This window comes from Oceanisphaera sp., assembly GCF_048268965.1.
Classification (GTDB): Bacteria; Pseudomonadota; Gammaproteobacteria; order Enterobacterales; family Aeromonadaceae; genus Oceanimonas.
The window spans coordinates 13,266-38,146 of sequence record NZ_JBLWUK010000013.1; the positions used below are offsets into that span (position 1 = coordinate 13,266).

At 58.1% G+C, this 24,881-nt stretch carries 20 protein-coding genes; 12 read left to right on the forward strand and 8 right to left on the reverse strand.

Annotated elements, in window-relative coordinates:
* Window positions 1-8: 8 nt before the first annotated feature.
* The gene (gene corA / locus ACN0VL_RS07810) at window positions 9-956 is read right to left on the reverse strand and encodes a magnesium/cobalt transporter CorA (protein WP_417616156.1); all 948 of its coding nucleotides are present in this window, start codon (window positions 954-956) and stop codon (window positions 9-11) included.
* Window positions 957-1,138: 182 nt separating this feature from the next.
* On the opposite strand from corA, the gene ACN0VL_RS07815 reads away from it, so the two are divergent.
* Window positions 1,139-1,636, forward strand: coding sequence for a DUF922 domain-containing protein (locus ACN0VL_RS07815; RefSeq protein ID WP_417616158.1), 498 nt, complete (start codon window positions 1,139-1,141; stop codon window positions 1,634-1,636).
* Window positions 1,637-1,647: 11 nt separating this feature from the next.
* Here the strand turns inward: ACN0VL_RS07815 and mnmC are convergent, their stop codons facing one another.
* Complete coding sequence (gene mnmC, locus ACN0VL_RS07820; protein WP_417616160.1) at window positions 1,648-3,639, reverse strand: bifunctional tRNA (5-methylaminomethyl-2-thiouridine)(34)-methyltransferase MnmD/FAD-dependent 5-carboxymethylaminomethyl-2-thiouridine(34) oxidoreductase MnmC; 1,992 nt, start codon at window positions 3,637-3,639, stop codon at window positions 1,648-1,650.
* A gap of 105 nt (window positions 3,640-3,744) precedes the next feature.
* Between mnmC and fabB the strand changes: the two genes are divergently transcribed.
* Window positions 3,745-4,959, forward strand: coding sequence for a beta-ketoacyl-ACP synthase I (gene fabB, locus ACN0VL_RS07825; RefSeq protein WP_417616162.1), 1,215 nt, complete (start codon window positions 3,745-3,747; stop codon window positions 4,957-4,959).
* A gap of 146 nt (window positions 4,960-5,105) precedes the next feature.
* On the opposite strand, the gene mobA is transcribed toward fabB, so the two are convergent.
* Entirely contained in the window at window positions 5,106-5,696 is a 591-nt protein-coding gene (gene mobA, locus ACN0VL_RS07830; RefSeq protein ID WP_417616164.1) for a molybdenum cofactor guanylyltransferase MobA, read from the reverse strand.
* 202 nt (window positions 5,697-5,898) lie between these two features.
* Between mobA and ACN0VL_RS07835 the strand changes: the two genes are divergently transcribed.
* The 7 genes from ACN0VL_RS07835 (at window position 5,899) to ACN0VL_RS07865 (ending at window position 16,625) form a co-directional block, all read left to right on the forward strand.
* On the forward strand, window positions 5,899-7,113 hold the full coding sequence (locus ACN0VL_RS07835; RefSeq protein ID WP_417616166.1) for a CynX/NimT family MFS transporter: 1,215 nt from the start codon (window positions 5,899-5,901) through the stop codon (window positions 7,111-7,113).
* A 284-nt stretch (window positions 7,114-7,397) separates the two neighbouring features.
* Window positions 7,398-8,246, forward strand: coding sequence for a DNA ligase (locus ACN0VL_RS07840; RefSeq protein WP_417616168.1), 849 nt, complete (start codon window positions 7,398-7,400; stop codon window positions 8,244-8,246).
* Window positions 8,247-8,314: 68 nt separating this feature from the next.
* A complete protein-coding gene (locus tag ACN0VL_RS07845) occupies window positions 8,315-9,118 on the forward strand; it encodes an NRDE family protein (protein WP_417616170.1) in 804 nt (267 codons plus the stop codon).
* Window positions 9,119-9,326: 208 nt separating this feature from the next.
* Window positions 9,327-11,066 carry a hydantoinase B/oxoprolinase family protein gene (locus ACN0VL_RS07850; RefSeq protein WP_417616172.1) on the forward strand — a complete coding sequence of 580 codons (1,740 nt, stop codon included), beginning with the start codon at window positions 9,327-9,329 and terminating at the stop codon, window positions 11,064-11,066.
* Window positions 11,067-11,093: 27 nt separating this feature from the next.
* Window positions 11,094-13,175, forward strand: coding sequence for a hydantoinase/oxoprolinase family protein (locus tag ACN0VL_RS07855; RefSeq protein WP_417616174.1), 2,082 nt, complete (start codon window positions 11,094-11,096; stop codon window positions 13,173-13,175).
* Between the two features lie 103 nt (window positions 13,176-13,278).
* On the forward strand, window positions 13,279-14,226 hold the full coding sequence (locus ACN0VL_RS07860) for a helix-turn-helix domain-containing protein (protein WP_417616175.1): 948 nt from the start codon (window positions 13,279-13,281) through the stop codon (window positions 14,224-14,226).
* A 314-nt stretch (window positions 14,227-14,540) separates the two neighbouring features.
* Window positions 14,541-16,625: an EAL domain-containing protein gene (locus tag ACN0VL_RS07865; protein ID WP_417616177.1), complete on the forward strand. Its 2,085-nt coding sequence runs from the start codon at window positions 14,541-14,543 to the stop codon at window positions 16,623-16,625.
* A gap of 98 nt (window positions 16,626-16,723) precedes the next feature.
* Here the strand turns inward: ACN0VL_RS07865 and ACN0VL_RS07870 are convergent, their stop codons facing one another.
* Both ACN0VL_RS07870 and ACN0VL_RS07875 read right to left on the reverse strand, forming a co-directional pair.
* On the reverse strand, window positions 16,724-16,855 hold the full coding sequence (locus tag ACN0VL_RS07870; RefSeq protein WP_417616179.1) for a putative transporter small subunit: 132 nt from the start codon (window positions 16,853-16,855) through the stop codon (window positions 16,724-16,726).
* Window positions 16,852-18,549 carry a sodium:solute symporter family protein gene (locus ACN0VL_RS07875; RefSeq protein ID WP_417616181.1) on the reverse strand — a complete coding sequence of 566 codons (1,698 nt, stop codon included), beginning with the start codon at window positions 18,547-18,549 and terminating at the stop codon, window positions 16,852-16,854. Before ACN0VL_RS07875 ends, ACN0VL_RS07870 begins: the two co-directional genes overlap by 4 nt.
* A gap of 462 nt (window positions 18,550-19,011) precedes the next feature.
* Here ACN0VL_RS07875 and purE point away from each other — a divergent pair, with 462 nt between their 5' ends.
* Entirely contained in the window at window positions 19,012-19,506 is a 495-nt protein-coding gene (purE, locus tag ACN0VL_RS07880; protein ID WP_417616183.1) for a 5-(carboxyamino)imidazole ribonucleotide mutase, read from the forward strand.
* Window positions 19,503-20,570: a 5-(carboxyamino)imidazole ribonucleotide synthase gene (purK, locus tag ACN0VL_RS07885; protein ID WP_417616185.1), complete on the forward strand. Its 1,068-nt coding sequence runs from the start codon at window positions 19,503-19,505 to the stop codon at window positions 20,568-20,570. Before purE ends, purK begins: the two co-directional genes overlap by 4 nt.
* Before the next feature lie 162 nt (window positions 20,571-20,732).
* Here purK and ACN0VL_RS07890 read toward each other — a convergent pair whose 3' ends face one another.
* The 3 genes from ACN0VL_RS07890 to dctP form a co-directional block, all read right to left on the reverse strand.
* Complete coding sequence (locus ACN0VL_RS07890) at window positions 20,733-22,007, reverse strand: TRAP transporter large permease (protein ID WP_417616187.1); 1,275 nt, start codon at window positions 22,005-22,007, stop codon at window positions 20,733-20,735.
* Window positions 22,008-22,009: 2 nt separating this feature from the next.
* A complete protein-coding gene (locus ACN0VL_RS07895) occupies window positions 22,010-22,675 on the reverse strand; it encodes a TRAP transporter small permease (protein WP_417616189.1) in 666 nt (221 codons plus the stop codon).
* Window positions 22,676-22,747: 72 nt separating this feature from the next.
* Window positions 22,748-23,776: a TRAP transporter substrate-binding protein DctP gene (gene dctP, locus ACN0VL_RS07900; RefSeq protein WP_417616191.1), complete on the reverse strand. Its 1,029-nt coding sequence runs from the start codon at window positions 23,774-23,776 to the stop codon at window positions 22,748-22,750.
* A 176-nt stretch (window positions 23,777-23,952) separates the two neighbouring features.
* Between dctP and ACN0VL_RS07905 the strand changes: the two genes are divergently transcribed.
* Entirely contained in the window at window positions 23,953-24,873 is a 921-nt protein-coding gene (locus tag ACN0VL_RS07905; RefSeq protein ID WP_417616193.1) for a LysR family transcriptional regulator, read from the forward strand.
* The last annotated feature ends 8 nt before the right edge of the window (window positions 24,874-24,881 follow it).

A 24,881-nucleotide genomic window follows, 5' to 3' on the forward strand; every position in this document is an offset into this window, starting at 1 on the left:
CGTCGCTGTTACAGCCAGCCTTTGCGTTTAAAGAAATAATAGGTGCCACAGGCCGACATCAGCATCATCACCAGTGACATGGGGTAGCCGTAATCAAAGCCCAGCTCGGGCATGATTTCAAAGTTCATGCCGTAAATACTGGCGATCAGGGTGGGCGGTAAAAACACCACGGCGGCTACCGAGAAAATCTTGATCACCTTGCTCTGCTCCAGGCTGGTAAAGCCCATGGCGGCTTCCAGCTGAAAGTTGATTTTGTCGAACAAAAACTGGGTGTGCGGCAGCAAGGATTCAATATCGTACAGCATTTCATCAATCCAGCTGCGTTGCTCGTCGTCCAGCACCTGACGTAAAGAACGTTTGATAAAACGTAATGCCCGTCGGGTATCGTACAAGGCAAGACGAATATGACCGTTTCCGTCTTCTTGCAGCATCAGATCCGACATTGTGGTGTGCAAGTCAGTTACATGAAGCACCTGCTTGGCCGTGGCTTCCAGGGTCTTGTAGCCGTCTTCAATCAAGTCGGAGACATATTCAACTTTAAGCTGAAAAATCTCCAGCAGTAGCTCGGTGGCATTGCTGGCTTCCAGACGGTCATGGCGCATATAGTGGCGCAGCAGGCGCATCAAGCCGAGATCGTCTTCTCGAAAGCTGATGAGCATGTCTTTGCGCAGGGTAAACAAGACGTTGATGCCGTCTATTTCCTTGCCCATACGTTGCGGAAACAGCGAGTGAATGTGCAGGCCGTCTTTATCGCGATAAAAACGAGCCGAGGCTTCTATGTCGTCCAGCTCGTCCAGCTCTGGCAGCTCTTCAACAAACAGCTGCTTCATCCAGAGCTGTTCTTGCTCGTCCGGCTTGAGAATATCCAGCCACAAGGTGTTGGGAGGGACAGCACTCTCTAGGTCGAGTGGCTGAATGTGGAAAGATTTTCCATCCAGGGTATAGGCTGTGATCATCAGCGCTCCAACCAATTAACAATGGGTTGCACTATATCGAGGCCAGGGACGGATGTCAGGCCATCTGTCACTTTTACTGCCCAACTCGGTGAAATAAGCCTAGACTCAAACGACTTGATTTGGTCTGCTACCTATAATACTAGTGGGGTGCTGGCAACTAACTTGACTTTCGGAGGGCTATCGTGAAACAGCTTGGGTTTGCCTTTATCTTATTGCTGGCGATGCCTGCTGTGGCCACCGAAATGGTGCTGAAGGCACGGCAAACCGTGGATATTTATGGCTCCAGTGCCCTCGAGCCCAATCTGGCCGATGTTGATTATCGACTCTCCTGGCAATTGTCGGGACAGCAAACCGAGGCCGGCTGTCTGCCGTCTCGAGTGTCGGTATCGCTCACGGCCACTGTGACCGAGCCGCTCGAATGGCCGCAAACCCCGGCCTGGCAAAACTATCGTCTGGCATTAACCGGCTATGAGCGGCTGGTGCGTGAGCGCGCCTTGCTATCCGCCGAGTGGCTCGAGCAGTCGTTATTCAGCATTGCGCCCCAAGCAAACTGCGAGCGTTTGCAGGAGGTGGCGGACAATGTGGGTTACCACCAGCTAGACATTGCCCGCACCCTGTTAAAAGACTTTCAGCACCAAAATGACTACGGACGTCATCTGGGGCTTATTCGCCCCAAATAGCCGCGCACGGTCTAGTCTACCGGCTTTCCTTTCAGTAACTTTCGCACCCAGTGACGGTTGGGATTCAAGGCCGCCAGCTGTGCCCGGGACAAGGGATAGGGCTCATCCAGCAGCTGTGCCGCGACCAACTCGGCCAGCAGGGGGGCCGAGCACAGGCCGCGAGAGCCCAGCCCCGACATGACATACAAACCCGCATAATCTGCCGGCAGCGGCAGTGCCTCACGGTGGCGGCGCGGCATCTGGTGATATTGCGCCAATTGGCCGGCTTTATCGGGGGCCATACCGACCAGGGGTAAATGGTCGCGGCACGCGGCCCGTACACTCACTCGTCCGGCACCCGCCACCGGCGTCATATCGGCAAGGGCCGGCAGGGTGCGCACCAGCTTGTTCATGTTTTCCTGTTCGTCCTGCTCCCGATAATCCAGAGCCGTTTGTCGGCGACCGTAGCTGGCGCCTATGCAGTGGCTGCCTTGCCAGGCCGGGGTCAGATAGCCTTCGTAACAGATCACGGTTTTCAGCGGGCTCAGCGTGGCGCTGGTGGGCTGATAGTTCACCTGACCGCGTACCGGCGACAAAGCCAGATGTTGGGTCTGTGGCCAGGAGGTCATTTCATGACCGTTGGCCAATACTACGTTATCGGCCATGATCACCTCGCCCTGGGTTTCAAGCCGCCACTGGTTGTCTTGCGCATGCAGCGACATGACTTTGGTTTGATAACGACACTGCAGCAAGCCGCTTTGCTGCGCCTCTTCAAGCAGGGCGGCGGTTAATTCAAACGGACAAATCCAGCCCCCCAGCGGATACTCAATGCCGGGCAGATCAACGGTAATGCCGGTGCGGGCGTTTACCTGCTCTGCCGTTAAGGGGTGTAGTAAGGCGGGTGCCAACGGGCTGGCCAGCAGCTTGTCTATTTTGGCGCTGCTTTTTTCGTTATAGGCCAGTTGTACCACGCCACACCAGTCGTGATGTACCTGGTGGCGTGTGGCTAGCGCAGGCAGGGTGCGACGACCATATAAAAAGGCCTGCAGAAAAAACTGGCTCAGGGTATCGTGCTCGCCATTGAGCAGGGGATATATCGCCGCCTGACGATTACCGGACGCGCCCCGGGCGGGAGCCTGGTTCTGCTCCAGCAGGGTCACCCGCTGGCCGCGGCGAGTGAGCGCATGGGCCAGGGTGGCACCGGCAATGCCCGCCCCCACAATCACGGTATGGCCAGAGCGGCCGGGCCGGCGCCAATACCAGGGGCTGGGGTAGGGGGCGCGCCCTTCACAGCGGCGGCTGCCTGCCAGCATCTCGCGTTTGCGGCCAAAGCCTTTGACCCGTGTCACATTGAAGCCGGCTTCGTTGAGCCCCCGCCGTACAAAACCGGCGGCCGTAAAGGTGGCCAGGGTGGCGCCGTTGCGGGCCAGGCGAGCCAGTTGCTGAAACAGCTCCGGGGTCCACATCTCGGGGTTTTTACTCGGCGCAAAGCCGTCCAGATACCAGGCATCGACCTTGCCAGCCAGGCCGGCTTCCATTTGCGGAAGCACCTCGGCCACGTCGCCGAGCCATAAATCCAGGCTCACATTGTCGTCCAGCCACAACCGGTGGCAACCGTTTACGGCAACAGGATATTCAGCTAACAAACGTTCGCTTAAAGTGCTAAGCTCTGGCCACTGGCCTAGGGCCTGCTTTAAATCGGCGTGGGTAAGTGGAAACTTTTCTACACTGATCATGTGCAGACGCTGGGCGTTACCTTGCGGATGTTGCCGACGATAGTCGATAAAGGCTTGCCAGGTGGCCAGCATATTCAAGCCGGTACCAAAGCCGGTTTCGGCCACCACAAACAGCGGCCGATCGTGGTGTGCCCAGCGGTCAGGCAAGCCATTTTGGCCCAGAAACACATAACGGGTTTCGGCCAGACCATCGTCGTTGGAAAAATAGACATCGTCGAACGCAGCGGCGACCGGCGTGCCCTGGTCATTCCAGTCCAGACGCGCGGTTGTAATGAAGTGGGGTGACACTGAACCTCCGGGGCCGTAAAAACGGCTATTTTATGTGAAAGCAGACCACTTTGACCATTGTTTATGGTTAGAATTGGCGCTAAATCAATACAGTAGGAAGGATCGATGAGAAGAGCAGTCATTACCGGTATCGGTGTGGTGTCCAGCATTGGTAACAATCAGGAAGAGGTTTTGGCCTCACTCAAAGCTGGCCGCTCCGGTATTAGCTTCTCCCAGCAGTTTGCTGATCATAACTTGCGCAGCCATGTTTGGGGGAATATAAATATGGTTCCGTCCGAGCATATTGATCGCAAAGTCATGCGCTTCATGGGTGATGCCGCCGCCTTTGCCTATCTTTCCATGGAGCAGGCGATTGCCGATGCAGGCCTGGATGAGTCTATGGTATCTAACGAACGCACCGGTTTGGTAGCAGGTTCCGGCGGTGCTTCGTCCAAGAACCAGATTGAAGCGTGCGACATTCTGCGGACCAAGGGTGTCCGTCGAGTAGGCCCTTACATGGTGCCTCGTACCATGTCGTCCACCACCTCGGCGTGCCTGGCGACCCCGTTCAAGATCAAGGGTATCAACTACACCATCAGCTCGGCCTGTGCCACGTCTGCGCACTGTATTGGTCATGCGCTGGAGCAAATTCAGCTGGGCAAACAAGACATCGTTTTTGCCGGTGGCGGCGAAGAAGTTGACTGGACGCTGGCGCTGCAGTTTGACGCCATGGGCGCCTTGTCGAGCAAGTACAACGACACGCCAGAGCTGGCATCCCGTACCTATGATGCAGGCCGTGACGGTTTTGTTATCTCCGGCGGTGGCGGCATGGTCGTCGTAGAAGAACTGGAACACGCGTTGAAGCGTGGTGCCAAAATCTACGCCGAAATTACCGGTTACGGTGCCACATCAGACGGCTACGACATGGTTGCTCCGTCTGGCGAAGGCGCGGTACGCTGCATGCAGCAGGCCATGGCCACTGCACCGTCCCCGGTACAGTACGTTAACACCCACGGTACTTCTACGCCGGTAGGGGATGTGAAAGAGCTGGAAGCCATTAACAATCTGTTTGGTGACAATGCGCCTTTCATCTCTGCCACCAAGGCCATGACGGGCCACGCACTGGGTGCGGCCGGTGTACACGAAGCCGTGTATTCCCTGCTGATGATGGAGCACGGTTTTATTGCACCCAGCATCAACATTACCGAGCTGGACGAAAAGGCGAAAAACCTGCCTATCGTGACCGAATATCAGGAAGCCGAGCTGGACACCGTTATGTCCAACAGCTTTGGTTTCGGCGGCACCAACGCCAGCCTGGTATTCAGCAAGTACAAAGGCTAATCGCCTACTACTGCACGAGCCAATCTCGCTAAAATAGTAAAAAGGACGCCGCGGCGTCCTTTTTTGATCGTCAGGAGTAAAGGGTGAGGTGTGAGGTGCCAAACCACAAGCTCACAGACCAGGTGCTTCCCCTCACTCATTACACCTCACTTCTTACCGGCTAACTCTAATTGCTTCAGGGACGCTGGCGTATTCAGGTTGGTAAAGGCGGCTGCCTGATCGCTAAAGTCCACGGTAATCAACTCGTGCTGGGCAAACCACAGCTGTAATTTACGATCTCCCCCTTCCAGGTAGTCATTGAGTGACGGCAGCAACGATTGATGCAGCAGGGCAGTAGCAGAGTGCAGGCGTGCGCCATCATCCACGACGGCGATTTGGCCGGGGTGGGTAATGGCGGCGCACAAGCGCTCGGCCAAATCCGCGGGCACCAGGGGGCTGTCGCAGGGCACAAATAACACCCACTCGCTGGGTGCATGACTCAGGCCGGCTTCAAATCCGGCTAACGGGCCGGCAAAACCGGCCAGGCTGTCGGTAATCACGGGGGCATATTGCCGGTAGCGCTCCTGATTGCGATTGGCATTAATCATCACGCTGGCTACCTGTGGGGTCAGCCGCGCTTGCAGATGCGCCACCAGCGGCTGGCCCCACAAGCTGAGCAGCCCCTTATCGGCACCTTGCATACGGCGGCCTTCGCCGCCGGCCAAAATAACAGCAGTGATTTGCTTTGGATCTAACATCACATTCCCTATTGTTACTGCTTTAAGCCTGATATCTGCGGCTAGACCATTTGCTCTATGAGCTGACAAATCCTAACATGGATGACGTTGATTTTTCTGCCAATACGCAAACAGGCGATACACTCAGACCGCTGCAGGTCTGGGTATGTGATCGCGCCTGCCTTCTGGCCATTCATTTAATTATGCACCTTAAGGAATAATAATGACGACAAGCACGCCCTACGGACCTTTTGCCGGCCGGCCCGTTATTGCCTTGCTGGCGATAGTCGCGCTAATGCTGGCGGCCGCCAACTTACGAGGTGGCCTGGTGGTGGTGGGGCCGCTGGTGACGGAAATTCGCGCCGCGCTGGATATCAGCGCCAGTGCCTTCAGCATGCTGACCACGCTGCCGTTGCTCTGCTTTGGCGTCATGTCGATTTGTGTGCCCTGGCTGACTCGCCGCTGGGCCCCCCAGTGGCTATCGATAGTGGGGCTCATGGTGATCAGTCTGGGAGTGGGGCTCAGGCTGGTGGATAATTATGCCCTGATTATTTTGGGTACCTTGCTACTGGGCTCGGCCATTGCGGTGCTCAATGTGTTGATCCCCGGCCTGGTCAAAGCCTTTTTCCCCCACCGAGTAGGTCTGATGACAGGCTTGTATTCGGTAACCTTGACTGCGGGAGCCGGCATGGGCGTCTATCTTGCGATTCCCTTGCTGGAGCAATTTGACAACTGGCGGGTACCGGTCGCTCTGTGGGCGGTGTTTCCCCTGTTGTGTGTATTGTTCTGGCTGCCGATGATCCGGGTAAAGGGCGTCGGGCGACCCGCCAATCCGATACGGATAAGCCTGTGGCGCGACAAGCTGGCCTGGTCCATTACCTTTTATATGGGCTTGCAGTCGTTTTATTTTTATTCCATGGCCACCTGGCTGCCTAAAATTCTGCAGGAAAGCGGCCTGGACGCCCATGACGCGGGTACGGCGACCGCGTTAATCAATTTGGTCAGCATTCCCTTTAACCTGCTGGTGCCCATATTTGCCGCTAAAATGCGTCATCAGCGGCTGTTGGTATTGGCCACCTTTGCCGTTTCCTTTGCGGGTATTGTCGGGGTCTGGTGGCAGCCCACTGCCGCCCCTTTGTTATGGGCTGCGTTTATTGGTATGGGGTGTGGCTGTTCCTTGAGTCTGGCGTTGTCCTTTTTTGTACTGCGAGCCAGCAATACGGCACAGGCCACCGCCTTGTCGGCCATGGCACAAAGCATTGGCTACCTGCTGGCCGCGCTGGGGCCCGTTTCGCTGGGGTTGATGCGCGATATCAGCGGCCACTGGCAGTGGGCACTGATAGTGCTGATGGCCCTGCAACTGGGGCAACTGGTCGCCGGCTGGTCTGCCGCCCGCCCACTCAATGTCATACCCGATCAAGACCGAAAACCCAGCTGAAAGCCGTCAGCTATAAGCGATCAGCTCAAGACAAACACCGTCTCTTGTGGATGCGGCCACTCTCTACGGACTCTGTGTACCAAAAGTAGCTCTTTTAACTGTTATCGCTTTCGCTTTTCTTCCGTGGGGTCCGTGGATTCCGTGGCAAAAAAGCTCTTAAGGGTTGTTTCTTTCGGTTGCTGATCGCTTACAGCGTCAGGCTTAACGCTGCCCGAAGGACTATGCTGGGTGGTTAACGGTTGATTTTTGTACCCTTGTTTGCTTTCTGTCAGGGAGGGGAGAACATGAACAGGTTATCGCTATGGCTGCCGTTGGCACTGTTGTCGGGCACCGGATACGCCGAGGGCATAGCGCTGCCGCCGTTGCAGCTGGCGAAAGACTATCAGCAACAAGACGTCAGCCTGTATCGCGTTAGCGAAAAACTGGACGGCGTGCGCGCCTATTGGAACGGGCGTGATCTATTGTCACGCAATGGCCATCGATTTTCTGCTCCCGACTGGTTTGTGGCCGGGTTTCCCGACACGCCCCTCGATGGTGAGCTCTGGATGGGGCGGGGCCATTTTAATGCGTTGTCCGCCGCGGTACGCCGTTATCGCCCCCAGCACAGCGAGTGGCAGCAGATCCGCTTTATGGTGTTCGATCTTCCTGCCAGCGAACTGCCATTCGAGGCGCGGTTAACGGCGCTGGCACGACTGTTTTCACGTCACGATTCCCCCTATATCGAGCTGCTTGAACAGCGGCGACTGGCCGATAATGCCGCTTTGGCCGCCTATCTGGCTGAGGTGGAAGCCCTGGGCGGCGAAGGGCTGATGCTGCGCCATCGCGACAGTCTCTATCAGCCGACTCGCAACCAGGATCTGCTCAAACTCAAACGTTTTCAGGATGCGGAGGCCCAGGTGCTGGCGCACCTGCCCGGGCAGGGAAAATATCAGGGCATGCTGGGTGCGCTGCTGGTAGAAACGCCAGATGGCCGCCGCTTTAAACTGGGCACGGGGTTCAGCGACCTGCAGCGGCAACAACCGCCGCCGGTGGGCAGCGTGGTGACCTATCGTTATCGGGGCGAAACCGACCAGCAGTTGCCGCGCTTTGCCAGCTTTTTGCGCATAAGAAGTGACGAGCCAGAGCGGCCCTGAAGGCTGGTTTGTTACGGCCCTCGGGGGTAAGGTAGAGACAGTCGATATCATCTTGAGGAGCCTCACTTTTGTGTCTTATAGCCTTTTCCTGGCAGCCGGAGCAGGGCTGCCTGCACCTGCTGGCCAACCGGGATGAATTCTATGCCCGCCCTACGGCGCCGGCCCACTGGTGGCCGGATCATCCCGGTATCTGGGCCGGTCGCGATCTGCAGGCCGGGGGAACCTGGCTGGGCATGACCCGATCCGGTCGTTTTGCCGCCCTGACCAATGTGCGGGAAGTCGGGGCCCGCGACGGAGGGCGTAGCCGGGGCGAGCTGGTGGCCGATTTTCTGGCCGGCGAGCAGGATCCTGAAGCCTATTTACGACACAAGCTGGTGAGCGGTGACGATTACGCCGGTTTCAACCTGTTGCTGGGGGATCTGACCCGTGGCGAGCTCTGGTATGGCGGCAACCGTTCCGGTGCGGATGCCCGCCGGCTGGGAGCGGGGCTCTATGGCCTGTCCAACGCCATGCTAGATACCCCCTGGCCCAAGGTGGAGCGGCTCAAGCAGGGGTTGGCCAAACTGGGCCCGGTGCAGGAGGGAACGGCGTTCGGCCTGCTGGATGACGACACCCGGGCCGCGCTCGAACACCTGCCCAACACCGGCGTCGGCCCGGAGTGGGAAAGCCTGTTGTCGTCCATCTTCATTCAAAGTCCGGACTACGGCACCCGAGCCCAGACAGTGCTGTGCGTCGAACAGGGCAGAGTGGCCATTACCGAGCAGGGGCGGGGGCCGAAAGGCGCCGAGCTGGAGCGACGACAGGCAAGCTGGACGCTGCCTGAACTCAACTCCAAGCCCGAGTTCAATACGGGCCGCATCAGCCGAGACTGATACGGGGTCGGCTCTTTCCGTTAACACTTTTTTATCGCCGCCCGCCTGGGCGGCGTGTGCTTTTTGCGCCGAGAGTGCGCTCCTGGTCAAGAACGAGTGCCTCCTGCGTCAATTCTCCGGGCCTGCATCACTTTTATAATGACTGCGAAACCTGGCGGTAACAATCTTATAACCGTCATTCAGCCAGTCATAAAATGGAAGGTAGACGATGGCCACACATGTAGATCCCATAACCCTGGCGGTGGTGCGCGGAGCGCTGGAAACCACTCAGCGGGAAATGACGCTCACCCTGGAAAAGACCGGACGCTCCAGTGTATTCAACCTGGCTCACGATTACAGTAACGCCCTGTTCGACCATTTCCCCGAGATGATCCTCCAGGGCCAGGACATCCCTATTCACCTGGGTTCGCTGATCCCGGCCATGAAAGCGGTAGCCGAGTTCTTCGACGGTGACATTCAGGAAGGGGACGTCATCTATCACAACGATCCGGCCTACAAGGGCAGCCACATCCTCGACTGCTGCATGTACAAACCGGTGTTCTACCAAGGCGAGCTGGTGTTCTGGACCGTGTGCAAGGGTCACCTTACCGACATCGGCGGTCCGGTGCCGGCCGGTTATAACCCGGACGCCAAGGAAATTTACGCCGAGGGCCTGCGCATTCCACCGGTCAAGCTGTGGGAACAGGGCAAGCCCCGGACCGATGTGATCAACCTGCTGCTCACCAACATGCGAGCAAGGCGCGATCAGGAAGGGGACATCAACGCCCAGTACGGCGCCTGCCGGGTGGGTGAGCGTAACCTGATCGCCCTGCTCGACAAATACGGAGTGGACACGGTCAAGGCCTGCATCGCCGAGCTGAAAGACATGGCCGACCGACAGATGCGCTCCCTGATCCGTGACGTGCCCGATGGCGTCTACCAGGGCAGTGCCATGCTGGAAGATGCCGGTCACGGCTTCGGCGAGATGGAGATCACCAGTACCATCACGGTCACCGGCGACCAGCTGCACATTGCCGTGCAGAGTCCGCCGCAAATTCCGTATTTCATCAACTCCTACGAGGGTAACTCCCTGTCCGGCGTCTACCTGGGACTGATGATGTTTGCCCAGCTGCCGCCGCCCTACAACGAAGGCCTGTACCGCTGTGTGACCGTGGATCTGGGCGAGAAGGGCACCCTGTGCAATGCGATGGAGCCGGCGCCCCACGTCAACTGCACCACCACGCCGATGGAAACCCTGACCGACGCCGTGCGCAAGGCGCTGGAGCAGGCGGCGCCCGAGCGGGTCACCGCCTCCTGGGGCCATGCCAGCGGCATCAACATCGCGGGCATGGATCCGCGCAGTGGCGAACAGTATGTGACCATGGTGCTGGCGTCCATTATCTCCGGCGCCGGTGCCACCCAGGTGATGGATGGCTGGCATGCGGTCGGGCCCCTGTGCTGCTTTGGTGCACTCAGCTCCGGTGATGTCGAGCTGCTCGAATATTCCTACCCCATCATCATTCACCGCTACGGCCTGCTGCAGGACAGCGGCGGTGCCGGCAAATATCGCGGTGGCTCGGGCACGGCCTGGGAAGTGGAGCCGAGAGATCACGAGATGCAGGTGATCGCCTTCGGCGAAGGCCGACAGATTGCCACCCTGGGGGCGGCGGGGGCCGAAAACCGGCTGCTTGAGCCCAAGCTGGGCAAGCTGATTGTGGACAGAGCCGACGGCCAGCAGGTGCACAAGCACAACACCATACTCACCATCAAGCCGGGCGAGCGGGTGACCAACATCAACCCGGGCGGTGGTGGCTATGGTCCGGCCTTCGAGCGGGACCCCAAGGCGGTGCTGGAAGACGTGCGCAATGGTCTGGTATCGCTGGAAGCGGCCGAGCTGGAATACGGCGTGGCGCTCAACCCCGACGGCCTGAGCGTGAACTGGGCCGAGACCGAACGCCTGCGTGGCTGAACTATTTAACAGGTAAGGAAACTGATTATGCGTAGCAAATATCGTCTGGGCGTGGATGCCGGCGGCACTTTCACCGATTTCGTACTGGCCGAGAACGACGGCAACATTCGGGTATTCAAGAGCCCCTCTACTCCCGAGGACGGCACCATTGCCATCCATCACGGTCTGGGACAGATTGCCGAGGCACTCAACAAGCCGGTCAGCCAGATAGTGCAGGAATGCGATTTATGCATCAATGGCACTACGGTGGCGCTCAATGCGTTAATCGAGAAGAAAGGGGTCAAGGTGGGTCTGCTGTGCAGCACCGGCCACGAAGACAGCATAGAAATTCGACTGGGCCACAAGGAAGAAGGGTATCGCTACGAGGCCGACTTTCCGCCGGCTCACATGATAGTGCCGCGACACTTGCGCCGGGGCATAGACGGTCGCTTTCTGGGCGATGGCACCGAGTACAGTCCGCTCAACGAGCAGCAAATTATCGACGCTGTCGCCTACTTCAAGGAACAGCAGGTCGAAAGTGTGGCCATCTCTTTCTTGTGGTCGGTGCGTAATCCGGCCCATGAGCGGCGAGCCAAGGAGCTGATCGAACAGCTGATGCCCGGGGTCTTCGTGTGTACCGGCAGTGAGGTCTACCCGCAGATCCGTGAATACAGCCGCACCTCCACCACAATCGTGAACGCCTACCTGAGCCCGGTAATGCGCCGCTATGTGGAGCGTATCGACGAGTACTTCAGGAACCTGGGCGCCAAATACCCGGTGCGCTACTTTCAATCCAACGGCGGCCTGGCCATCGGTGAGGCCATGCAGGGCAGGGCGGTCAACGCCATCAACTCGGGCCCGGCGTCGGCGCCCCAGGCCGGTCTTTACGTGGCGCGCCCCTTCGACATCGAAAACGTGATTACGGTGGACATGGGCGGCACTTCGTTCGACATCACCCTGACCAAGGACAGCCAGACCAACCTGAGCAAGGACATCGACTTTTTGCGCTACCGTATCGGCGTGCCCATGATCCAGGTGGAAACCCTGGGCGCCGGCGGCGGCTCTCTCTGTCAGGTGGACGAATTCGGCATGCTGCAGGTGGGCCCCGAAAGTGCGGGTGCGACCCCCGGGCCCGTGTGCTACGGCAAGGGCGGTACCCGTCCTACCGTAACCGACGCCAACCTGGTGCTCGGCTACCTGAACCCGGACGCCGTGCTGGGGGGCACCATCCGTCTGGATCGGGATGCGGCCTGGCAGGCGGTGAAAACGCACGTGGCCGACCCGCTCGGCATCAGCGTGGAAAAGGCCGCCTACGGCATCAGCACCATAGTCAACCTCAACATGGTCAACGGTATTCGCCGGGTCTCCATCGAGCGGGGCTATGACCCACGCGACTTCGCCCTGGTCTGTGCCGGGGGAGCGGGCGGCATGCACATCAGCTCCCTGGCCGAGGAAATCGGCAGCCGTACCGTGCTGGTGCCCAAGGTGGCGTCGGTGTTCTGCGCCTTCGGCCAGATCATTTCGGACGTGCGCTACAACTACCTGGCCTCGGAGCCCATGGCTATTCACCGCGAGGCGGAACTGGGCCTGCTCAACGAGCGTTTTCACGAGATGGAAAGCAAGGGCACCGAGCACCTGCTGGCCGACGGCTTCCCGTTGGGGGACATCAGCCTGTCGCGCAGCGTGGAAATGCGCTATCAGGGCCAGATCCACGAATGTCCGGTGGAGCTGCCCGGCGGCGAGATTACTCCAGAGATCATAGATGGCCTGCTCGAGGCCTTCCACCGCCGCCACGAAGAGCTGTATACCTACAGCGAGCCGAACAACCCGGTGGAGTTGGTGAACATTGAGTCGACCCTGACCGGCAAGGTGAGCAAACCGCCGGTACAACAGCTGGCCGCCGCCGGCCGCACCCTGGCCGACGCCCTGATAGGCCACAGACCCATGCTGTTCGATGCCGACGGTCACTGGGTTGAAACCGATGTCTACAGCGGCGAGCAACTCGACGTGGGACTGGAGATCATGGGACCGGCGGTGGTGGAAGAGCCGACCACCAACATAGTGGTGCGGCCGGGCTGGTGTCTGGTACTGGAGCCCAACAACTGCTATCGCCTGACCCGCATGAGCTGAGGATCCCGTTTCAGCACGTCTGTTCTTGAGGTTACCGCCGGATCATGGTTACATGACCGGCGGTTTTTTGATCGGAACGCAATGGATTTGCGAAGGAGCGAGCATGCATTTATGTCATCTCACCACGCTGTTGCCGGTGTCGGAGCGACAGGACTACTGGCGTGAGGTGATAGGAAGCACCTATTTCGATATGGAGCTGCGTTTCACCGAACGGCAGGGCTTTTACGGTCAGCTGTGGAACTGGAACGTGGCACCCTTTGGTATCTCGTTTCTGAGCAGCTCCCCCACTCAATACCAACGTCTGCAGCAGCATATCAATCCGCACGATGATAATCATTTCCTGATCACCATTCCCGAGCGGCAGGAAGTACATTTCAGCCAGGACCGGCGCAGTGTGCGTTGTCGACCCGGCAGCTTCATCCTGGAGCGTAGCGACAAACCCTACGAATTCGAGTATCAGAGCGACAACAGCTTGTGGGTGCTGCGAGTACCCGACTCTTTGCTGCGGGCCCGGTTGCGGCTGCCCGAGCGCTACCTGTTCAGCGAGTTCGACCGTAGCCAGGGCCTGGGGGCCGTGTTCTTCGACCTTTTTCGCAGCATCACCCAGCAGGTGGCCTATCTGGACGAGCGACAGGCGGAAGCCATGCTGCGCCAGCTGATTGAGCTGTTTGCACTGACGGTGGAGGGCGATCAGCGCGCCATCGCCAGTGAAGACAGTGGCTTGCGCCAGGTGCACCTGCAGCGGGTGGAGCAGTATGTTCGCGAGCGGATCCGCGAGCCGGGTTTGAACCCGGAGCAGGTGGCGGCGGCCTGCGGTATTTCTACCCGCTACCTGCACAAGCTGTTTCAGGGCGAGGAGTTGAGTGTCAGCCAGTGGATCCGCGAAATACGCCTGCAGGGATCCGTGGCCGACATCCGCCGCAGCGGCACCGGCAGGACCCTGGCAGAGATTGCCTACAAGTGGGGCTTCAGCGACCAGGCTCACTTTTGCCGCAGCTTCAAGAAGCGGTTTGGCATGACCCCCAAGGAAGCCCGCCAGCCCGGCGGCTGAGTAGCAGAGTGGTATCGGCGATGGATGCTGGCTGATCCCCATCGCCTTATACCATGGAGCCATTAGAGTCACCCCGGTAGCTCCCCACCCGGATCAGCGCCCCCTCTTTGAAGAACACCTTGCGGGTGCCAGGCCGGGGTAGTCTGTCGTTGCGACGGCCAGGGTGTATTCTGATTGATATTTTAAGTCTCATTCGATACCGTGTCGAGATTCAGGCCACTCGAGCATCCGTTGCCGGAATAGCGGCCACCTTGTCCAATCATCGGGCACGACACCGGCCACCTTCAATGACATTCATATAAAACGGTTTTTTGATGTTATCAAGCAGTTACAACCAGGCACTCGTGGTCTGCTCCGTCATCGTCGCCATTCTGGCATCTTACACAGCCCTTAATATGGCCAGCCGGGTATCCAGTACCAGGGGCAGATCCGCCTTGCTGTGGCTGATTGGTGGCTCCTTCGCCATGGGGTTCGGCATCTGGTCGATGCACTTTATTGGCATGCTCGCCTTTCAGCTGCCCATTACACTGGGCTATGACGTCCCCCTGACCCTGGTGTCATTGCTCATCGCCATCGTGTCCTCCGCACTGGCCCTTAACCTGGTCTGCAAGGACACCTTGCCCTGGGGGCGATTGGTATCGGGCGGTGTCTTGATGGGGCTGGGTATCGCTTGCATGCACTATACCGGCATGGAAGCCATGCTGATGACACCCCGTATCATTTACGTGCCCTGGATATTTGTGCTGTCCATCGTGATTGCCATTCTGGCCTCACTTGCCGCCCTGTGGCTGGCCTTTCGTTTGCGCCAGGAGGTCAAGCGGGCAACTTATCGCCGTATGGGCGCGGCGCTGGTGATGGGCAGTGCCATCATCGGCATGCATTACACGGGGATGGCCGCCTCCAAGTTTCCGATCGACAGTTTCTGCGGTGCGGCCAACAGCGGTATCGATACCAAATGGCTGGCCGTGCTGGTGATCATTGTGAGTCTGGCGGTGTTTGCCATTGCCTTGATTGTCTCCATGCTCGATGTGCGCACGGACCGACTGGCCAATTCGCTGGATCAGGCCAATAACGAACTGCTTGAGCTGGCATTGCATGACAACCTGACTCGATTGCCCAACCGGATTCTATTGGGCGATCGACTGGAGCAGGCGATACACAGGGCCGAACGCCAAAATGGCGGTTTTGCGGTGCTCTTTATGGATCTGGACGGCTTCAAGGCCGTTAATGATATGCATGGCCACCATGTGGGGGATTTATTGCTGAAAGCAGTCGCAGAGCGTCTGCAGAATATCTCGCGAGAAAAATACACTGCAGCCAGGCTGGGGGGAGACGAGTTCGTACTCTTGATGGAGCCGGACTCTCCCGAGAACTCGGCTGTATTGGCCCAGCGGTTGATTGAAACCATAGAGCAACCTTTTCACCTTACGGGCATACCTCTGCACATATCGACCAGCATAGGCATTGCCATTTATCCTCATGATGGCAAGACAGAGCACGAGCTGATGGTGAACGCCGACGCCGCCATGTACCACGCCAAGAAGCAGGGTCGTAACGGCTATCGCTTTTTCGAGTACGCCATGAACGCCGATGTGCAGCAGCAAATGCAGTTGCAACAAGACCTGTGCCAGGCCATTCATAACAACGAACTGGTGTTGTACTATCAGCCCAAACTGGTGGCACCGGCCGGGCCCTTGGCGGGCATGGAAGCCTTGATTCGCTGGCAAAGTCCCGAGCACGGTTTTCTCACACCGGATCGCTTCTTGCCGTTGGCCGAAAGCTCGGGGCTGATTGTTCCGATTGGCAACTGGGTCATCAACGAAGCCTGTCGACAGATGAAAGACTGGTGCGATCAGGGGCTGAGTGACTGGAGTGTGGCGGTGAACCTGTCCGCCGTGCAGCTGGAACACACCAGCCTGGTAGATGTGGTACGCACGGCGCTGGAGAAACATGCGCTGGCACCTTCGCACCTGGTACTGGAAATCACCGAGTCCACCGCCATGCGCGATGCGAAGGCCAGCCTGAAAGTGCTGAATCAGCTGTCAGCGCTGGGGGTATCCATTTCCATCGATGACTTTGGTACCGGGTATTCCAGTCTGCTCTACCTCAAACAGCTGCCGGCCAATGAGCTGAAAATCGACCGCGGCTTTATTACCGAGTTGGCGCAGGGCAACGATGATGAAGCCATCATTCAGGCGATCATTGCGCTGGGCAAGACACTGGGCATGAAGATAGTGGCAGAAGGCGTAGAAACACCGGAGCAGCAGGCGCTGCTGACCCGGCTGGGGTGCGATACCCTGCAGGGCTACCTGCTGGGCAGTCCGGGTCCGGCGGATGGATTGTTCAAAGAGGCAAGCCACCCGGCACAGCTCCCGGATCTGACGCCGGTTTTTCAGTAGCCTGTCCTTTCGGCTCGTCCCGGTTTCGTATGCCAACCATGAAAAAAGGCGGACCCTTGGGTCCGCCTTTGTCGTTCTACAAGCCGTGAAGCCGGTGATTACACCAGATCGCGGTTTTCCTTTTTAGCTTCGCGCACATCCTTGAGCACCGCCTTGCAAATCAGCAGCAGTATCCACAGGGTGAGAGCGGGCCAGATCAGAATATAGGCGCCTAACATCAATTCGCTCATGAGGACTCCTTGGCAAAACGAGGGGGATTCATATTGGACTTGCCGGCCCGGGGCTTGATATCGGCTCTGTCGTCATAGTGGCCGACCCGCTGGGCAATAAGATCGAAGTCGAATTGCTCGCGGGCGAGCAGGCTCATGGTCACACACACCAGGGTGCTGACACCGTAGGCCACCAGAGATGACAGCAGCACCGTGTATTCCCGCAGGAAGCCGGTGGCAAAGAACATCATCGCCAGACCCGCCAGCAGGCCCGCCACAAAACCGGCACGGGTGCCGAAGAAGCCAAACACCATCAGGCCGATCACCACACCGCCACCTATGCTGGCCAATAGCTCGAACAGCACCGCAATGGCGCCGGTCATCGGCAGCAGTTCGAAGCGGGCGACGCAGAACATCAGCAAGCCGGCAATCACCGAGCTGGTAAAGGCGCTGTTGGTGACCCTGTTCCAGAAGCAGCTGGCGATCACCGGGAATACGATGGCGCCCCAAAGTGCGCCGACAAACACCAGCATCATCAGAATATCGAACGAGAAGCTGGCCAGCACGACGCCGACCATGGTGGCAGCCACCATGGTCAGACGGCCGATAAACAGCATGCGCTTGGGGTCTACCTTGCCCTTGGCGATATTCTTGCCATAGATGTCGGCCATCATGATGGCCGACAGGGCAGACAGATCCGAGTCGGCGGTAGACGACAGCGAGCCGATTACCAGAATAAAGAACAAGCCAACAAACAGCGGTGGCAGGTAGGTAGACACCATCTGCGGGATCAGGTTGTTCATGTTGCCGTTAAGAGGCTCAACACCCAGGGTTAGCGCCATTAAACCAATCATGCCCAAGCCGATGACGATGGCACCGTAGCCCAGAGTAGCGGTGATAAAGGTGGGTTTGATGTGCTTTTCATTCACCGCAAACAACCGCTGGGCAATGGTCTGGTTACCGATGGCGTAGGCCAGCACCGCCACAAAGTAGGGCAGGCCCTGGTGCAGCATGGCGTCGGTCGAGAACAGGTCGGCCTGTTGCAGGCTGAGCTTGTCAAAGCCATTGAGCATCTCGGTGGGGCCCCCCATGGCGAACAGCACGGCCGGGATAATGACGATGGCAATGGCCATCAGGGCGATCAGCTGGGCGAAGTCGGTGAGCACGGAGGCGCGAAAGCCGGACCAGAGAGTGTAACTGAGCACACCGGCGCCGGCGATGACCACCCCGGCCTGAAACGACAGCGGCGACAGCACCGACACCAGGGCGCCGGCGGCGGTGAAGTTCACCATCAGGCTGATGATGCTGCCGAGCAGGTTGGACATGGCCAGGATCAGCTGGCTGGAAGAGCCATGGCGGGCGTGAATGATTTCACCCAGGGTATGGGCCTTGGGCGCCAGGGCCCGAAAACGGCGACCGAAGGGATAGATGAACAGTATCATCAGCGCTCCCCAAAGGCCGTAATGCAGGGGGCCGGACACGCCATAGGTATAACCGGACGTGGCGGCGGCGTAGAAGGATGCGGCCCAGATCCAGGTGGCGGTCATGCTGGCCGCGCCTATGCCGAAGCCGACGCTCTGGTTGGAGACCATGAAGGCGTCGGTATCTTCCTGATCTTTTTTAATAAAGGTGGTTAGAAAATAGGTTCCGCCGTAAAAGGCGGCCAGCAGCAGCAACACTGTGGCGGTCGAAAATTGATAGAGTTCCAAGATCATCTCCATTACTCAAGCGAGTTGCTAAAACTCAAGCAGGTAAACGGGCAGACGCACGAACAGCAGGCACCAGAAAATGGCAGCTGTGGCGTAAGGTTAGACGACCAGGCTGGCGGCAACGGACGCGTAAATAGCGTTAATAAAACGATTCAGTAAAAACGATAACTAGAGACGTTGGCGATAGCCGGGTATTGTGTGGTCGACGACACTGAAGGTCGTGACTTAAGGTAATGCTTCGATGGCACCAATCATGGGGGTAACACCTCCTGTGGATATGCTTAGTGTACTAATGATAGGCAGACACTCTAGCGCCACCTTGGGCTGATGTCCAGTTTTGACCAATAGTGTCACTCCCCGACTAGCCGCCAAACCGCCATTTCGTTATAATTCGCGGACCCCCAGATCCACCAGAATGCTGAACGTTTTTGCAGCCTTGTAAAAACGTGTCAAACAACAGGAGTAGTCATGCAAGCAAAAGTTGCCGTCATCATGGGCTCAAAAAGCGATTGGCCCACCATGCAAGGTGCCGCACACATTATGGATACACTGCAGGTTGCCTATGAAGTGGAAGTGGTGTCGGCGCACCGCACGCCAGACCGCTTGATGGAATTTAGTCACGATGCCGTCGCGCGCGGTTTTGAAGTGATTATTGCCGGTGCCGGTGGTGCGGCGCACCTGCCCGGCATGGTGGCCTCCAAAACCCGCTTGCCGGTACTGGGTGTGCCGGTACAAAGCCGTGCCCTGAACGGCATGGACAGCCTGCTCTCGATTGCGCAAATGCCCAAGGGAGTGGCGGTAGGTACCCTGGCCATCGGTGAAGCGGGTGCCTTTAACGCCGGCTTGCTGGCCTGCCAGATCCTGGCCAATAACGATCCGGCCCTGGCTAAGCGCCTGGAGGCCTTTCGCCAGCAGCAAACCGACACCGTACTGGCCAATCCGGATCCGAGGGAAGAAGCATGAGCCGAATTTGGGTACTGGGCGCCGGCCAGCTGGGTCAAATGCTCAAGCATGCGGGCATGCCCCTGAATCTGGACGTGCAGCCGGTGGACATAGAGTCGGAAGAAACCTTTCCGCTGCAGGCCCACGAGCAGGTTACCGCCGAGCGGGAACAGTGGCCGGACACCGCCGCCACCCGTCAGCTGGCCGCCCACCCGGCCTTTGTTAACCTCGACACCTTCCCCATTCTGGCCGATCGCTTCACTCAAAAGTCGCTGATTGACAAGCTGGGGCTGGCCACCGCGCCCTGGCAGCTGGTTAAAACCGACACCAGCGCCGAAGAGCTGCATCAGAAACTGGGTGAGCGGGTACTGCTCAAGCGCCGCACCGGTGGTTACGATGGCCGTGGCCAGCACTGGCTGCGTGAGCCAGGCCGGGATGCCATTCCGGCAGACTGGCACGAGCTGGCCATTGCCGAGCAAGCCATCGACTTCGACGAAGAAATGTCGGTGGTGGGCATGCGCGGTGCCGACGGCCAGTGCTTTTTCTATCCGCTGACCTTGAACCTGCATGTTGATGGCATCCTGCTGGGGTCGGTCGCCCCGCTGCCGCGACTGGCGCACCTGCAGGCGGAAGCCGAGCGGATGCTGGGCACCCTGATGAACGACCTCGATTACGTGGGCGTGATGGCGATGGAGTGTTTCCGGGTCGGCGAACACCTGCAGATCAACGAACTGGCCCCTCGGGTACACAACAGTGGCCACTGGACTCAAGCCGGTGCCAACATCAGTCAGTTTGAGGCCCATTTGCGTGCCGTGGCCCGGTTACCCCTGGTGCAACCTACCGTGAAAAACACCAGCGTCATGGTGAACCTGGTGGGTACCGAGCGTAACGATGCCTGGATGGCGGTACCCGGTGCCGAGCTGTACTGGTATGGCAAGGAAGTACGCCCCGGTCGAAAGGTAGGGCACATCAACTTCTGCCTCGACAACCACGCGGATACCAAGGCCGCCCTCGACCAGCTGCAACCCCTGCTGCCGGACAACTACGTTCAGGTACTGGACTGGCTGCGCAGCCAGCTCGACTGAACCATAAAAGCCTAAAAGCCCCGCCGAAGCGGGGCTTTTTATTGGGTGACTGAATGCGGTGCCAGGGCTTGCTTCCCGGTTGAGGTCGGCTTTACATGTCACGCCTCACGCCTCACGCCTCACGCCTCACGCCTCACGCCTCACGCCTCACGCCTCACGCCCTTACCGGAAAGCGAGATCCCTCAGGAACAAGGCAATCGGGGGAAAGGCCACGAGCAGGACAGCGACCACTAACAGGATCAGCAAGAAGGGGGGTACCCCGCGGATGACATCAATAAACGGGCGCCGGAACACGGCCACTGCGGTGAAGATGTTGCAGCCGAAGGGGGGAGTGGCTGCGCCAATCGCCACCTGCAGGGTGATCACGACACCGACCAATACCGGGTCGAGCCCCGCCGCATTCACCAGAGGTGCGAAGATGGGGACCAGGATCAGGATCACCACCACTGAATCGACGAACATACAGCCGACGAAAAAGGCGATGTTGATGGCCACCATGGTCATGATGGGGCCCGCATCATTCAAGCCAATCGCGGCGATGAGCTGCTGGGGGATTTGTGCGTAAGACAATACCCAGGAGAAAGCAGCACCGGCGGCGATCAGGATGAAAACCACAGAAGTCACGGCGCCGGTCGACAGTGCGATATCAAACACATCGCGGATCTTTATCGAACGGAAAATGACGAGTTCCAGAATCAAGGCATAGAGTACACAGACGGCCGCCGCTTCGGTCGGACTGAAGACACCGCCGTAGATACCACCGACGACGATGGCCGGAAATCCCAGCGGCCAGACCGCGCGGCGGATGGAGGTCAGGCGTTCCGCCCAGCTGGCCTTGGGCTCAACGGGGATGTTGTGCCGTTTTGCATACCAGATGCAGTAGAGTGAAAACAGGGCAATGATCAGCAGCCCGGGTCCCAGACCGGCGATGAACAATTCGGAGATCGAGGTGCCGGAGATGACGCCATAGATAATCATGCCGATGGAGGGGGGGATCAGGTAAGCCAGATCGGCGGCATTGACAATCAGCCCGATCGAAAAGGAATCATTGTAGCCCGCCTTCAGCATTCGTGGGCGCATGGCGCCGCCGACAGCCACCACGGTTGCCTGAGTTGAGCCGCACACGGCCCCGAACAGGGCACAGGCGGCGGTCACCGAGACAGCCAGGCCTCCGCGGATGTGACCCATAAAGCGCATCACCACATCGACCAGCCGATCGGCCGAATGGCCCCGGGTGATGATATCGGCGGCAAGGATAAACATGGGGACGGCAATCAGGGCGGCCGGTTTGACCCCGCCGATCATTTGTTGCACCACGACCTGCAGGTTCAGATCCGGCATGTAGACCACAAAGGCCAGCATGGCCGCCGCCAGCAGTGGCATCATCATCGGGAAACCGGCCAACAGCAGCAGTATCATTACTGCGAACATCATCATCGTCATGATTTACTCTCCTTGCAGACGGGCTGTTTGCTCGTTGTTTTTGCTGACGGCTCTTGCTCGGTACTTTCAATATCATGATCCTGCTGGTACAGGTGCAGTACTTCGGCAATTTCGGGATCCAGATATTCATCCACGGTACTGAAGGAGATGTAGACATCTTCCTCGGACAGGTTCAGGTTTCTGAATGCCGTCAACACATACTGGATGCCGGTCACGGCGAAACCGAGCACCACCCAGATGTAGGTCAGGTAAAGGGGAATCTGCAGCGCAGGAGTGACCCGTCCCCGACTGGCGAGCTTGGTGACGTACTCGAGGGCATACCAGGCCAGGGTGAACATGGCGACTGCGGTCAGGGAGGCAATCAGGATCATCAGCAGTTTCTTGTACCGTGTCGACAGCAGGTCATAGAGGGCGGACATTCGGATATGACGGCCCTTGCGGGTGACATAACCCAGGCCGATAAAGGTGATGATGACGATCAGGAACTCGTTGAGCTCTTCGGTGAAATAGATACTTTGCGAAAACAGGTAACGACCAAACACATTGGCAATGGTGTTAACGGCCATGATGATGATGCCCCAGCCAAGCACGTATATCTCGGCTTTGCCGATGAGCTTGTCGGTGAGGGTCAACATCCTGGACAGGGCGGTATATAAGGGCATCGGCTTGACCTCGGTCTGGGGAAGCGGGGGGGTAAAGCCTGCCCCTTGCCGGGCATGGGGCAGGCTGGCAGCTTAACGCTTCATCGTGTCGACCTCGGCCAGCAGCGCATCGAGTAATTCTTGTCCTCGCTTGCCGGTGATGTCGATGTAGGCAGAATGGGTGTCCTTGCTGCGCTCGCGGAAGGCTGCGCGTTCCTCCTCGGTCAATTCAATCATCTTGATATCGGGTCGGGCGGCCTTGATCCTGGCCAGCTTGTCTTCATTGAACTGCTCGACCACGTCTTCTATGAAGTCCTGCATCTCGGCGGTGGTCTCGCTAATCAGTTGCTTGCGCTCGGCCGGCAGGGTGTCATACCAGTCGGTACCCGACATGACCGAGGTCACCAGCTCCTGCTCGCCGGCCCAGATCATATAGTCGGTTACTTCGTAAAACTTCATTTCTTCGATGGCCGGTACCGGGTTGATCTGGCCGTCTACCTGCTTGAGCTGCAGGGCACCATAAACTTCGCCGAAGGGCAGGGGAGTTGGGCTGGCACCCAGATCTTCGTAGGCCTTGAGCAGAATGGGAGAGACCATGACCCGCATCTTGAAGTTATCGAAGTCGGCGGGAGTACGAATTTCGCGGTTGGTGGTCCAGACCTGCGGACCTTCCGAGTACATGGTATGCAGTTTCAGTCCCTTGGTTTCAAAATCCTTACCGAGTTCACCGTAAATCATCTGGCTCGAAGTCAGTAATTCAGAGATGGCGTTCGAGTCCGAGGGCAAGGTATAGGTCAGCAGAAATATCTGTGACTCGGGTACTATGGTGCCCAGGTTACCCACCGAGACGTTGGCAAATTGTACGACGCCGTCGGCAACCAGTTCGACCAGCTCGGTGGGCGTGCCCAGAGAGCCGAGGGGATAGACTTTGATGGTAACATCACCCTGGGTCTTGTCTTCGATACGTTTCTTGAACTCCTGGGCGTAAGCATCCATGATCGAGCCGGGAATTTCCTCGATGGCGAACTTCCATTCTTCGGCCATGGCGAGGGCGGGGGTCAGGGCGATGGAAGTCGACAGTGCCAGCGCTTTCAGTCGTTGTTTAAATTTAGATGTAGTCATGCTTATCATCTCCTTTGATTGCCAAGCACTACTTTATGTAACCAAGATGTTAATTCCATTGGGGTGGTTGCAGTATTGCAAACCCCTATTCATCCAAGAATATAAATTTTAATATGTATACATTACAAAAATTAATGTAATTTTTGCTCATGGCAACAAGGACGTCCGGAGGACTAATGTCACGTTACTCGATGAAACATATGCAGACCTTCTGCACGGTGGCGGAATATGGCGGCTTTGTCGGTGCCGAGTCGGTACTGGGGATGAGCCAACCGGCGATCAGCACCCATATTCGAGACTTCGAAATCCGGCTCGGATTCCAGCTGTGCCATCGCGGGCGGAGCGGGTTCAGCCTGACCGAGAAGGGGCAGGCTGTGTATCGCAAATGCCGCGAGATGCTCAACAACATTGCAGACTTTGAAGCCGAGCTTGGCGAGCTGCGCGATAAACTGACCGGCACGCTGCGGCTGGGATTGATTGACAGCACCATTACCAATCATGCCTTCCCCATTTCCGACGCCATCCATCGCTTCTACGCGCGCAAGAACGACGTCTCCCTCAAGTTGGTGGTGTTGCCCCCCGAAGAGCTGGAACGAGAGCTGCTGAACGGCAACCTGCATATTGCCCTGGGGTTGTTTCATAATCGGCACAAGGGGCTGAGTTACCAGCACCTGTGCATGGAAGCACACGGTTTTTACTGTGGGCGCCGTCATCCGCTGTTTGGGCTGGCGGATACCGAGATCACCCTGGATACTCTCAGACACTATCCGGTGTCTTCTCGCACCTATCTGCAGCATGCCGAGCTGCAGGGACTGATGAAAGCCCGGGATGTCGCCATGGTCTCCAATATGGAAGCACAGGCCATTCTGATCACCAGCGGCAGCTTCCTCGGTTTTCTGCCGACCCATTACGCAAGGCAATGGGTCGAACGTGGCGAGATGCGCACGTTCGATCATCTGGGTCTGTCCTGGCAATCGGAGTTCAGCATGGCGATGCGGGCCTCTCCCGACCCGCAGGATATCGTCAGACTGTTTGCCGAAGATGTAGAAGCCACTGTCAAGGCTGCCACCATCAGCGCGCCAGAACAGTCGACCTGAAGCGAACC